The sequence below is a fragment of the Lacticaseibacillus manihotivorans DSM 13343 = JCM 12514 genome (genome assembly GCF_001435035.1).
Taxonomy (GTDB): Bacteria; Bacillota; Bacilli; order Lactobacillales; family Lactobacillaceae; genus Lacticaseibacillus; species Lacticaseibacillus manihotivorans.
Window position 1 is genome coordinate 1 of record NZ_AZEU01000247.1, and the last position, 12,695, is coordinate 12,695.

The following is a 12,695-nucleotide window of genomic DNA, read 5'->3' on the forward strand; positions in this document are numbered from 1 at the left end:
CTATGAGTCCTTTTTCTTGCACTTATCATCTTGCACTTAAATTGTAAATCAAAGGCATTAAAAGGTCTTGTTGTGATCACAATTTCGCCACATTTCGCCGGTAGTATAAACAACATAGAAACGAGCTACCCCCTCATTTCTACCCCACTTTTTCATTTTCAAAGTTGAATCGGTGCCCGCCGATTCAACATCACTCCTCCAAAGTGATAGTAATAAACCCCAACCTTTTGCCGCCAAGCCCATGGCGGCTTTTTTGTACCAGTGATTTCCGAAGCGTACTTAGTGGACCGGGTAGCCTAGCACAAGTGCTTGCGCGTAGCTAGCCGTGTTCACGTTGCTTCGAAAATCACGACATTCCCCAGAGCTTTTTGAAGCGGGTTTAGCACCAAGGGTAGCTTAGCGTGAGGATTTAAGTCTGGTCTGGGCTTGAATTCTCATGCGTAGCTACCCGTAGGTGCGTTGCTTCAAAAAGCGCGATGCTGACAAAGAGTTTCAAAATAGGCTTAAGTTGCCTAGCTTCCCTAGAATCATCGTCCTTTTAACACATCGTGCTACAATGAAATAATAATCCGCTTTTCAGTAAGGAGGCCCCTTTTGACTTCCAAAAAACAAACTTACTTTCATCTTCTGATTTTATTAGGGATCGCCGTCGTCATTTGCCTGCCTTTTTTGACCATGGGCAAAATCTATAATCAAGATGACTTCTTATTTCATAAAGCCCGAATGCTGGCTTACTACACTTCGGTCATGAAAGATCACGATTTCTTGCCACGGGTTTTGCCGAGTATGGCAGGCGGATTCGGCTATGCTGTTGATATTTTCTACAATTCATTTACTTTATTACCGTTTGTCTTATTTAAAGCAGTACTCGGTGGCTTCGTGTTGCCTTACAACTTGTATTTACTCACGTTGACCATCACCACCAGTCTGATGGCTTACGGCTGTGCGCGCAAAGTTTTCAAGCCTCAGCAAGCCTTACTCGGCGCCGTACTTTATGCAACGAACACCTATCGCTTGATTGATTTGTTCGTGCGCGGGGATATCGGCGAAAGCCTCGCGATCATGCTGCTGCCACTGGTCGTGCTTGGGTTTTATCGCAGTTTGCAACCTGAATCGCATTGGCGCACATTAGCCATTGGGATGACCCTGTTGTTTATCGCCCATCCCTTGTCAGCCGGCATCGTCACCATCTTGATGATCTGCTTTGATGCATATCGCGCTATCACCCATCAGCTCACCAAGATCCAATTCTTGACGCAGGGTCGCGCGGCGTTAACTGCCATGATTTTGACGTTATTCTTAACGGGGCCGATGTTAGAACAAGCCGCGTATCAAAAGCTCCAACTCAGTCGCGCGCCAGCATTATGGCCAGTCGGTTTGAACTTCTCCTTGGCGAAGTTGTTGAGCAACTCATTGAGCAATGCCAGTGGTGTCTGGGCGAAAATCAGCCCCAGTGTCGGGCCGCTTGCACTACTGATCCTGATTTTCGCACTATTTCAATTCAAAACCAGCTCAAAAAGTGACCGTCAACTAACTGCGGTCACCTGGCTCATCTTCATTTTATCGAGTAATTTGATGTTATGGCCGATCGTTCAACACAGCTTCTTAGCTACCTTGCAATTTGAATGGCGCTTGTTGATGGTCGCGGCGTTACTCAGTGCCATGCTCGCCATGCGTTTGATCCATCACCATCATATTGCTTTGATCGCCTTCGCCACCCTTTTGGCCCTTTCATTCAACTATGCCGTCGTCAACAGCTTGAAAGCGCAAGATAGCATTTTGGTCGTTAACAACAAGAACGCCAACACTGCCAACAACGCCATTGGTGGCACGTATGATTATTTGCCGACCAGCGTCAGCCCAACGATTGCCACTGATCCGCATCGCAGTACTTTTGCCAAAGCCGAATCAGGGATCACATTAGCCGGGTTCGGGACGCGTACCGGTCAGCAATCAAACGGTGCTGAAACTTACGAAATTGCCTCGACCTCGAAACAGTCAGGGATAATTCTGCTCCCTAAAATTGCCTACAAAGGTTATACCGTCAGCTCAACCAATAAAACCTATCAGGTACAAAACGTCAACGGCTTGTTAGGCGTGAAAGTCGGCCGTTCCCATCCAAGCGCTTTGACGGTACAATACACGGGGACTTGGATTCAACACCTGACCACCCTGATTTCCTTGATCTTTGCTTTAGGCTTACTCTGGACGTGGTGGCGGTTAAAGCATCATCCCCGCCAGCCATTCATTAAAAGCAAACTCAACCAAAGTCCGCCAGGTCGCTTCGCTAACCACAAGACCCCGAAAATCAAACCATACACAACGACCCAGTAGCCCCAAGTGTTTTGTGGTTGTGACCCTGGGCTGACGAGCATCCAAAGTACGATCCAAAGCGGTGACATGCCAGAAAACAATGGTATTTCATCTTTTTCTAACACTAACAAACCGATGACCATTAAACTAGGCAGCTCGCAACTGATAACCAACTCGAAACCGACTAATCGAGCGAGTTGCCAGTGCAAGCCTAATCGACTGACTGCAACTGCCCAAAACATCAGACTCAAAGCGACTAACCACAACTTTACTGAAAATGGCCAAAGCTTGCGCCACTGATTCACCAAGTCATGCCAGTCGATCCCGATCAACGCCCCTAAAGTGATACTGACACCCAGCCATTGCGCCCAGACGACAATGTGTAGATAAAACCATATGAACCCCGATGATCATGCTGATCACTGCAAGAAACAAGGCCCAGTCTCGCCAAGTCATTTTGGATTTCATCTTGTCCTGCTTTCCCACTCCCGCTTCAAAACTACTGCAAAATTCCAGTTTGGCAAATTTGAATCACTTTGGAGGCTCTTATGCTAGATTTTCAATTTATTGGCGACCCGCAAAATGCCCAAGCGATGAGCGCTTATATGCGCAATCAGTTCCCATTTATCGGGTTAAAATCACCACAACGCAAAACCCAAGAAAAGCCGTTGTTGCAACAGGCGAAAGCTTGGGATCAAAGCCAACTGCTTGACGCATTCGCTGAACTTTACGCCAAACCTGAACGTGAATACCAATACGCCGCTTTAGCCCTCGCCCGCAAATACGCCACGCGTTTTAATTTTGATGGGATCCAAACTTTAGCGCGCTATGTCACGGTGAAATCTTGGTGGGATACCGTCGACAATTTACGGCCGATTTTTTGGATTTATTTACAACACCACTACGAAGACATGCCAAAAGTTTGGGCGCTGTTTTTCGGTCAAGACGATTTCTGGTTGCGACGCGTGGCGATCACGCTGCAACTGTCTGCCAAATCTGAAACGGATTTGCACTTACTGACTCAAGCAATCGAATACGACTTAATCACTGATGAATTCTTCATCCAAAAGGCGATTGGCTGGGCGTTACGTCAATATGCCAGAGGTAATGCACAATGGGTCAAAGCCTTTATTCATGCACATCCCGAGCTTTCCAAACTCGCGGTGCGCGAAGCCTCAAAACACCTTTAAAGAAACTGACTTGCACCCAACTTATCCCTGCGTTTCGTCTAGGCTTGTGGTCGATACTGCGCTACAATAATAGAAGAAAATGGAATTGCCGTGAGTTTCAAAACAACGCTTCAAACTAGGCTACCCGGCCGGTTAAAAACGTTTTGAAACTCACTGGAATCGTCAGGGGAGTTTTCACGTGAAACGTTTGGTTGCCATCATCGCAAGTTTAGTGGCCATGTGCGGCTTTGCAGCGGCACTGGCTTTTTGTTATCCGCAAAGCACTGATCATGAACCAGTATTGTCTAACGAATCCAAACCGATTTTGTGGGTCACCAGCGATACGCATTTTATCGCCCCGAGTTTGCATGACGAAAAACACGCTTGGCAGTTGATCAATGGTTCTGCGGCAGGTAAAGACCTCACTGATCAACCGGTTGCGATTCACGCCTTCGTTCAAGAAGCCTTGAAACAAAAGCCGACTGCTGTGATCATCACCGGCGATGTCACGCTTAACGGCGAACTCGCCAGTGCCAAAAGTATCGCCAAGCGCCTGCGTCCCCTGCAAAACGCAGGCATTCATGTGCTGATCATCCCTGGCAATCATGATATTTATGATGGCTGGGCACGCAGATTCAAAGGCAAAGAACAATACAAAACGACGCAAATTTCACCTGAAGCATGGCGCAAGATCTTCAGCGATGGTTACCAACATGAAGCTTCTGAAGATGCCGACTCGCTGAGTTACGCGGTGAATCTAAATCAAAACTATCAACTGTTGATGCTTGATGACAACATCTACACCGTTCAGCCTTCAAATATTCAACCGATGACTGGCGGCCGCTTGCGTCCAAGCACGTTGAACTGGATCCGCCAACGTTTAGAAACTGCCAAAAAACAACACCGCCAAACCTTGGTCTTCATGCATCACAATTTATATGACCACAATTCGCATTCTGTCGGTTGGACGTTAGACAATGCCAACGCGCTGCGCAAGCTGTTGGCTGAATATAAGGTGCCAGTCGTGTTCTCCGGTCATATTCACGCCCAAGATATTTCCGCTGATCCAAGCAAAAAATACCCCACCAAAGAAATCGTCTCAGCCAGCTTCTCAGAAACCCCTGGCATTTATGGTGTGGTCACGTTGACCAAAGATACCTTCTCCTACCGCACGCAAAAACAAAACCTCACGCCTTACCTCACTGCTACTCAACGTACTTACCCGCGCTTGCTGAATTACCAACACCACTTGGAAAAAGACTTCAAAGAAACCCAAGCCTTACCGATCGTTTGGCAAGAAGCACGCGACGCCGGCTTGCGCGGTGATGATCTGAAAAATGCAACGACTTTCTTGGCCGAATTAAACTGGCGCTTTTTCTCAGGTAATGATTCCGGTGGTTTAGATACCTTAAAAGAAATGGCTGGCTACAAGGTGGTCATGGGCAACTCACATTTACGCAAACGCGCGCAAGCGATGTTGATCGATCATAACTTACCAGACCACCGCCTATTCTTGAGATATTAAGGAATTCCAAAATTCACCACAACCTTGATTCAAGCAAGCGGCTTCATGTTATCCTACTATTGTCAAAGGCCACAAAGTGCCATTGACTTACGCCACCTAGCGCAAGGTGGCGTCTTTTTGTGTCCAGTGATTTTCAAAACGGTTTTAGTCGATCGGGTAGCCTAGCTTGAGAAGTTGAATCGGGCTTTGATTCGGCTTTTCAAGCGTAGCTAGACGCTCGACGTTGTTTTGAAAACCACGACGCTGCCCAGAATTTTTCGACGTCACCCAAACAAAAACGCCTCACGATTTTCTCGTGAGACATTCATTAGTTATTCAAGTGCGGATAAGGCTTTGGCAGGGACTTCAGATTTTGAAATATTCTTCATCCCTTTGGTCACGCGCTTAGCTGAAACTTGTGCCGTGACGTAACTGCCTGCTTGCAATGGGGTTGGGTTGGTGCTTTCAGCAGATTCCCAGCTGACGGATTTGGTTTTGCCGTCCGCATTCGCCCATTTGAAATCATATTCGTAATAATAAACTTGTTGGCCATTTTGTTTGTAGTCTTTGCCTTTGTCGGTTTTAGACTTGTGCTTCACCGCTGTTGGGACGATGGCGTAGTTGGTGGTGCCATTATAAGTTGAGTTCCAATAGCTATACACTTTAAACCCACCAATAGCCACAATGACTAAAACGATGATGCCGATAATTGCTTTGCGCATAAGTATCGCTCCTTGTATTTCGCGGTAAGCCTCCGCTTTTAATAAATTAATTATCGCATCTTAGTCAGCGTTTGCCTACGAACAGTTTTGTCACTTGGATGACTGAATCGTTTTGCCATGGATGTTCAACCCATCACGACCGTTGCGCTTGACCGTATATAAGAATTGATCCACGCGATTATAAATATCTAAATAGTGTTTGTCTTCCGGATCAGCGAATTCCGCTCCGACAGATACCGTAATTTGAAAAGGCGTCCCATCTTCACCATGAAATTCCAATCCCGCTAACAACTTCCGTAACTCAGTGCCGATCATGGCCGCGGCTTGCTCATCGTCATTGCCATTGCGCAACAACAAGCAGAACTCCTCGCCGCCCATGCGATACACCGCCGTGTCATACGTTAAATGATGGGCAAAATCCAACGTAACTTGGGCGACAGTTTCTAACACCGTATTCCCCACCAAATGACCATAAGTATCATTGATGGCTTTGAAGTGGTCGATATCCAGTTCAAACAGCCAATAACTTTGACCAGTGTGTTGATGCCGTTGATAAAGCGCTTGGAGTTCGGTATTGAACGTCCCGAAATTTTTCAGTCCAGTCATGCGATCACGCACCGCTTCTTGTTGATATTGATTGTTTTTACGTCGCAACCAAACCAACATGCGCGCATACTCATAAGCCATCACGGATAAAATCACTAATGCGATCAGCTGACGTGCCCAAAACCAGCCGTCTTTTGGCTTCGCGCCAAGTGCCATATCCACTAAGGCAATGCCGCCATAAGTGAACAGCAACGGATAAATCACTGCGCGCCGATGCCAGATCTGTTCACCTTTTACCGTCAAGAAATACTGGATCGCGACAATGATCGCCGTCAAAACCCAACGCATGGGCATGTCCGAGCCTGGCAGATAAAGTAAATAGCCAAATGTCGCAATGGCCGCGCCGAGCCAGTGAATGCGTGACACCATCAATAAGTTGAACACAAAGCTGACAATCACCATTTCATTGAAGAAGGTCCAATGCGCACCCCATAAATTTGACGCACTATTGCCGTTAACGGCTGACATCAAAAACAAATAAAGGGTAAACACCCAGCAGATCACGACTTGGACTTGATCATGGTGCACAAATAACCAGCCAGATTTATTCTCGCCAACATAATAAATCAACGCCAAAACACCGCTGACTAAAATTCCATTGGTCAAAATTGAAGCAATAAACGACCAAATTATCCAATGAGCTGTCATCCTGCTCCCCCAGTCTGATACAAAAAGTGTACCGCTTGCAGGACCGCCGTGCAAACATATTCACAAGCGTTAAATTCGCTTTTGTTGCCGCATTGGGCGTATTCTGAAGACAAGCAAAAAGACGTCGATTTCCCGACGCCTTGCCTTGATAATGTCCGACAACGTCAGTGTGGTTTTAATCTTCCATCTAGCGATACCAATATGCCTTACGGCCCGAAAATCTGTGGGCTCCAGCGCCTTAGCGACACTGCGGAAAACTGGACAAGTTGCCGGTGCGGCCGGCGCCAGAAATCGGCCAAACCCAGGCCGATGTTCTTCTGCCTAGATTAAGAACCAAAGAAAACCGCTTTGTTTCTTAATCTGCCGGTGAAATCTGCGCGAACCGCCACAAACCGGCGTTTCACTTGCTTTCACTGCCACGGGCAATTGTCCAGTTTTCCTCCGTTTTGCCAAGTCGCTTCCGTCCACACATTTTCTAGGTTGGTATCGCTAGCTTACAAACTAAGTCCGCTTATGTTGCGACGTTGCCATCATGCGATTCGTAGCCATTAGGTGCCAGTGGCCTGACGGAGTGGAAGTGATTTGAAATTGGGACGGAAGCTGGCCGTCGATGCATAGTGAGAATGCAGTTGGCGGTTTACCGCCTATTGCGTTCCGCAGGTCGAAATCCACTTGGATCAGGAGCGTAGCGACTGATTCAAGTTAGTTCGGCCGAGGACCCTCATTATGCAGCGGCGAGCCAGCTGGAGTCCCAATTTCAAATCACTGAAACGCAACCAGACGACTAGCACCTGATGCCGGATAGTTTAGTATTCGCCTTTGATCACGAAGAAACTGCCACGGATCACGCCGGCGAGCTTGGATTTTTGATGGGCGAACTTGAACTTACCGACCAGTTCTGCTGGGACTTCCATCCCATCTGACAACTTGATGCCGACTGCGCGCTTGCCGCCTTCAGCTTCAGTGTATAACACATTGATGCCTAAGCCGTCTTCATAAAAGACATGCGTCCACTTGACGCCATCGACGATATTTTGACTGACTTCTAAAGGCTTTGCGGCAAAGTGGAGATCCCGTTCACTTAAAATGGCATTGACATAGGCGATGAGTTCCGGCTTTTCAGCAGCAGGTTCCGTGACAAAATGGACTTTATACTTGTTCCAGAAATACCGCGCTTCGTTAGCCCGCAAACCCGCTAAAGCTTCAGCGTTTGGTGAAGATTCTAACCCAATCGTAGACACATTTTTGAAATCGACCTCGTAACTCATAAGACACCTCGCAAAATTTTTCTTTCAGTATACCACTATGGAGGAGACAACATGTCTGAAACTTACTTGATGCCCTTAACTGTGCCACAACGACTGTTGATCTTAGTGATGATGCGCTTGGCCCATAACGATGATGCGGCCTTTTTGACGGAACAACTCCTACCGCGAAGTCGCGATCTACGGCCGCGCACTTTCGCCATGTCGGCGCATAATGTCGTGGCCACTGACCAAGTCTTTTTTAAAACGGCAACCAGTTTCCCCACAGTCACCCCGATGGTACAAAGTGCGATTGACCGGGCTTTAGCTTATGGACGACGTCATGAAGTCATCGGCGCAGCGCTCGCCGGCCAACCCCCTTTGCCAAAACCGACGCCAGATTTTGAAGTGGACTTGGCAATGTCTTATCGTCAGCGCAAGCGGTTAGCCACGTTTTGTTTGTTCAGTATCACCAACCGCTTACAAGCATCCGCCATTGCTGAATTGGGCCGCTTGGTGCCGGCAATCGTCTTATTAGATAAGCTCGTGCCGAAAGCTTGGTCCTTAAGTCACCAAACCGTGCCGTTGGATGAAATCGATTTGGCCACCTTGGCACCGATTTTACTCGGCGTCAGTGAAAACTATGTCGGCTTTGATCATTTATTGACGCAAATGCTTGCCGGCGTCAAATCCCAAGATGCTGAGTTATTCGGCTTACTCAATGAGCTCGTGCAGTCTGCGCATCATGAACTTTCTTAGTCTCCCAAAAAGAGGTCAAACATCGTCGATGATGTTTGACCTCTTTTGAATTTAAGCTAGACGCGGTAGTTCTGGGCGATCGTAATAATACCCTTGCAAATACTGGACATGTAACTTCTCATGGACAAACGTAGCATCTTGAGAATTTTCGATGCCATTGATCACCAGTTTTAAGTGACGAGGACGCAGCGTGTTTTCCCAGGTTTGCAGCTCTGGATCGGAAAGCCCATTGGGATAGCGATCACGTACACTCGCACAAGCCAGCTTGATCATATTCACATATGGCAGTCGCGGTTTTAATGCTGACAACGACTTGCGGGCATCTAAGTTGATAAGCCCGACTTCGATCCCCACTTGTTGATAGCGCGCGGCATTTTCAGCTAAAGCGGTGACGTTGATGTTATGATCGACTTCAACCATGAGCTTGACCGCCATTGGTTCGCCGTCAATAAACGCCGTTAAGCGCGCCGGGGTCTCTGGATTCACAAACTGTAATTCAGATAAGTGCAACATCACGCGATGGGTATTGCCTGAAGCTAACAACTCGCGGATATAATTCAATTGAACATCGATCGGGATCACAAAATCCGTCGGGAAATTCCAGCGATCATGATCGTATTCATAGCGTGCCAATAAAACTTCTTGCGCTTCAACCGGGGTGCCATCAACGGTCGCATCTAAAACTGCTTGGCTGATCAACGTTCGCGTCGCCATCACATGATGCTTCACATCGGAGTTCAAGGTCACATCCCCGATTGTGATCGCGTTGCGCCCATTGTGTTTGCTTTGGTAAAGCGATGCATCTGCGCGCGCAAACACATCATCAAAGCTGTGATCTTCTGGATGCAATTCCGCGACCCCAATGGAAAGTGTGGTTTTAACCGTATATTCCCCTGCATCAAAAGGTTGTTTTTGCACAGTTTGCCAAACGGCAGTGACAATTTCGCGCACGGCATCTAGCGTGGCATCGACAAAGACAATACTGAATTCTTCGCCACCAGTGCGGTACAAGGAGTGCCGACCTTGATGTTGCGACAATTCAGCGTCAATGCTGCGGGCCACGCCGATCAACACATCATCGCCGACTAAGTGACCATAATGATCATTGATCTGTTTAAAATGATCGATATCGATCGCCGCGACTGTTAAATGATGCCCTTCTTCATGTGCTTCTTGGAAGAAATGGGTCACATCCCGGCGATAAATCGACGCACTTTTGGCATTGGTCAACGAATCATACTGAGCCAACTGCGCATTGACCGCATTTTGCACATCGAGTTTGTGATCGCGACCCAACGTGATGGCAGTGACGACCACCATCACAAAGTACATCGACAAACCTTGGATAATGATGGCAGGCGTTACGGTAAGCCCTGCCGAATGTGGTGGCAACAGCGTCCAAAAACAGATCCCTAAAAACATATAGGCCCCGATATGCCGCCATACCCGGTAGCGAATGTGATTGCGCCAAAACCATAGTGCCCCTAAACCGATCAACGCGCCAATCGCTGAAATTACAAACTGCGGCCGATCAAAATAACCCATATGATGCATCAACCATACATCAGCAACCCCAGCCACCCGAATGCCATATTCCCACCAGGTGACATGTTCATCCAGTAAGATAAAGGTCAGCACAAACAAGCCCATATTATGAAACATTAAGCCAGTGGCGTTGGTAAAGACTAACCAGCCAACCATATGTAAACCAGTGCCGATGCCGATGGCGACCAACGCCACCACGACACGGATCAACCATTTATATACCGGCTTATCCGCAAACCAATTATTGGCCACCTGCCAAATACGGCGGTAATAGCTGATAAAACCGGTGGCAAACATAAAGGTGATCAAAAGTTGCGCAAACCACAGCGGCGCTTCAAGCGGCGCTGTTCCCAAGGTCGCAACGTTGTCTCCCGGATCCATATTCACACCTATTCCTCCATTAAAGAAGACGTCAACGTTCAATTATCGCTAAATTATACGCCTATATTTAATTAAAATAAAGTATAGGCCATTGAATATCCGACCATAGGCGAACGTTTTATTCCCGCTTTTGCCTAATGCTACGAAGTGTGACGAACAGTGAGGAAATGCTAATATTATCACACGATTTGTTGCAGTAGGCGCCGATGACATGCATGATGCATGCGGATACGATCCCTTGACCACGAAAAAAGCCTGATCGAAAACCATTCGACCAGACCGTTTGAGTAAAATTTTAGCGTTATTTGGTGATATCGGCACCGAAGTATTTCATCGATAACTGCTTCAAGGTCCCATTCTTACGCAGGACTTTAAGGGCTTTGTTGACGCGTTTTTGCAGCTTCGTGGACTTCTTGTTCAACAAACCGGAAACTTTGGCTGGTGCGACTTCAGAGCTTGGCAATTCTGTCATCGTCAAGCCTTTGGTGGCATGGTCAGCTTTATACGCGTACCAAGATGGGGCAGCGTTGATATTGGCATCGATGCGACCATCTTTGATCATTTGCAAGTCAGTGGTGAAGTTTTCAACTGGGACGACGGTTGCGCCATACTTTTTGGCGACAATGGCATTGTCAGACCCAGTGGATTCGCCTAACTTTTTGCCTTTGATATCAGCAATTTTAGTGATCGGCTTGCTGGTTGGTGAAATCAACACATAATGGGAATAAGTGTAAACGTCAGAGAACAAGTAGCTCTTGGCCCGTTCAGGACTTTGAGTAATGTTGTTAAGCACCAAGTCGAACTTGCCTGCACCAAGGCCGGCGATCAAAGAGTCCCACTTGGTTGGCTTGAATTCTGCTTTAACGCCCATTTGCTTGGCGACGGCTTTACCAAGGTCGACTTCAAAGCCCACTAATTTGTTGTTTTCACGATAGGAATAAGGTTTGTAGGTACCTTCCAAGCCGATGGTCAAGGTATCTTTGGTGACCAAATCGTCTTTAAAGGTGCCACTGGTTTTGCTAGTTGTACTGTTACCGCACGCTGCGAGCAACGCAATACTTGCGGTCAGGGCCGCGCCGAATAACGCTTTGCGCAAAGTTTGCCACTTCATAGTTAAAATCTCCTCCAATAACACACGAATACTTCCAGCCTAACGAAACAACTTATGGCGGTCAAGCACTTTCTTTAAATAAGTTTTTGGCAAGAAAATTCTCATCTGCAACATGATACTCGTCAGTGTGTTTTAAATCTTCTAGCTAGGTTTACCAATATGCCTCCGGCACGAAAATCTGTGGGCTCCGACAAAAAGCGCTCCAGCGGGCTGGTCATGAAACGCAATGTCGCTCGTCGGAGCTAACTTGGATAATTCGCTTCGCTCATTATTCAAGTGGATCTCCTTCTCGCTGGGCTCTAAGCGGTAAACCGCTAAGAGCCCCACGGCTGATGGCCAGCCCGCTTACGCGCTTTTTGTCTCCGCACACAGCTTTTCTACGTTAATATCACTAGCATACAGATTTAACACGCATATGTACGACGGCATCTCCAAACTAGATGTCACACAAACGTTGGTATCGTACGTTTCGTAGCCATCAGGTGTCGGTAGTCTAGCGGAGTGGAAGTGATTTGAAATTGGGACGGAAGCTGGCCGTCGATACATAGTGAGAACGCAGTTGGCGGTTCACCGCTTACTGCGTTCCACAGGTCGAAATCCACTTGGATCAAGAGCGTAGCGAGTGATTCAAGTTAGTTCGGCCGAGGACCCTCACTATGTATCGACGAGCCAGCTGGAGTCCCAATTTCAAAT

General features: G+C 47.4%; 9 protein-coding genes. 4 read left to right on the top strand and 5 right to left on the bottom strand.

Annotated features, from left to right (window positions below; all coding sequences use genetic code 11):
- The first annotated feature begins 594 nt into the window (after nt 1–594).
- From FD01_RS12940 to FD01_RS12950, 3 genes are all read left to right on the top strand, one after another.
- The gene (locus tag FD01_RS12940; protein WP_056964708.1) at nt 595–2,334 is read left to right on the top strand and encodes a glycosyltransferase family protein; all 1,740 of its coding nucleotides are present in this window, start codon (nt 595–597) and stop codon (nt 2,332–2,334) included.
- 527 nt (nt 2,335–2,861) lie between these two features.
- Nucleotides 2,862–3,503 carry a DNA alkylation repair protein gene (locus FD01_RS12945; protein ID WP_054716933.1) on the top strand — a complete coding sequence of 214 codons (642 nt, stop codon included), beginning with the start codon at nt 2,862–2,864 and terminating at the stop codon, nt 3,501–3,503.
- Nucleotides 3,504–3,720: 217 nt separating this feature from the next.
- On the top strand, nt 3,721–5,007 hold the full coding sequence (locus FD01_RS12950; RefSeq protein WP_054716978.1) for a metallophosphoesterase: 1,287 nt from the start codon (nt 3,721–3,723) through the stop codon (nt 5,005–5,007).
- Between the two features lie 311 nt (nt 5,008–5,318).
- On the opposite strand, the gene FD01_RS12955 is transcribed toward FD01_RS12950, so the two are convergent.
- From FD01_RS12955 to FD01_RS12965, 3 genes are all read right to left on the bottom strand, one after another.
- Nucleotides 5,319–5,708 carry a DUF1093 domain-containing protein gene (locus FD01_RS12955; RefSeq protein WP_054716936.1) on the bottom strand — a complete coding sequence of 130 codons (390 nt, stop codon included), beginning with the start codon at nt 5,706–5,708 and terminating at the stop codon, nt 5,319–5,321.
- A 90-nt stretch (nt 5,709–5,798) separates the two neighbouring features.
- A complete protein-coding gene (locus FD01_RS12960) occupies nt 5,799–6,962 on the bottom strand; it encodes a GGDEF domain-containing protein (protein WP_054716939.1) in 1,164 nt (387 codons plus the stop codon).
- A gap of 806 nt (nt 6,963–7,768) precedes the next feature.
- Complete coding sequence (locus tag FD01_RS12965; RefSeq protein WP_054716942.1) at nt 7,769–8,230, bottom strand: hypothetical protein; 462 nt, start codon at nt 8,228–8,230, stop codon at nt 7,769–7,771.
- A gap of 51 nt (nt 8,231–8,281) precedes the next feature.
- Here FD01_RS12965 and FD01_RS12970 point away from each other — a divergent pair, with 51 nt between their 5' ends.
- Nucleotides 8,282–8,965 (top strand): hypothetical protein, encoded by a 684-nt coding sequence (locus FD01_RS12970; protein ID WP_056964710.1) that lies wholly within the window; start codon nt 8,282–8,284, stop codon nt 8,963–8,965.
- Nucleotides 8,966–9,016: 51 nt separating this feature from the next.
- Here FD01_RS12970 and FD01_RS12975 read toward each other — a convergent pair whose 3' ends face one another.
- Both FD01_RS12975 and FD01_RS12980 read right to left on the bottom strand, forming a co-directional pair.
- Nucleotides 9,017–10,891 carry a sensor domain-containing diguanylate cyclase gene (locus tag FD01_RS12975; RefSeq protein WP_225436271.1) on the bottom strand — a complete coding sequence of 625 codons (1,875 nt, stop codon included), beginning with the start codon at nt 10,889–10,891 and terminating at the stop codon, nt 9,017–9,019.
- 301 nt (nt 10,892–11,192) lie between these two features.
- Entirely contained in the window at nt 11,193–12,002 is an 810-nt protein-coding gene (locus FD01_RS12980; protein ID WP_054716955.1) for a transporter substrate-binding domain-containing protein, read from the bottom strand.
- Nucleotides 12,003–12,695: the final 693 nt, after the last annotated feature.

Coding starts and splice junctions, on each gene's coding strand:
- FD01_RS12960 (WP_054716939.1), bottom strand. CDS start 6,962: ATGACAGCTCATTGGATAATTTGGTCGTTTATTGCTTCAATTTTGACC.
- FD01_RS12945 (WP_054716933.1), top strand. CDS start 2,862: ATGCTAGATTTTCAATTTATTGGCGACCCGCAAAATGCCCAAGCGATG.
- FD01_RS12975 (WP_225436271.1), bottom strand. CDS start 10,891: ATGGATCCGGGAGACAACGTTGCGACCTTGGGAACAGCGCCGCTTGAA.
- FD01_RS12980 (WP_054716955.1), bottom strand. CDS start 12,002: ATGAAGTGGCAAACTTTGCGCAAAGCGTTATTCGGCGCGGCCCTGACC.
- FD01_RS12955 (WP_054716936.1), bottom strand. CDS start 5,708: ATGCGCAAAGCAATTATCGGCATCATCGTTTTAGTCATTGTGGCTATT.
- FD01_RS12965 (WP_054716942.1), bottom strand. CDS start 8,230: ATGAGTTACGAGGTCGATTTCAAAAATGTGTCTACGATTGGGTTAGAA.
- FD01_RS12970 (WP_056964710.1), top strand. CDS start 8,282: ATGTCTGAAACTTACTTGATGCCCTTAACTGTGCCACAACGACTGTTG.
- FD01_RS12950 (WP_054716978.1), top strand. CDS start 3,721: ATGTGCGGCTTTGCAGCGGCACTGGCTTTTTGTTATCCGCAAAGCACT.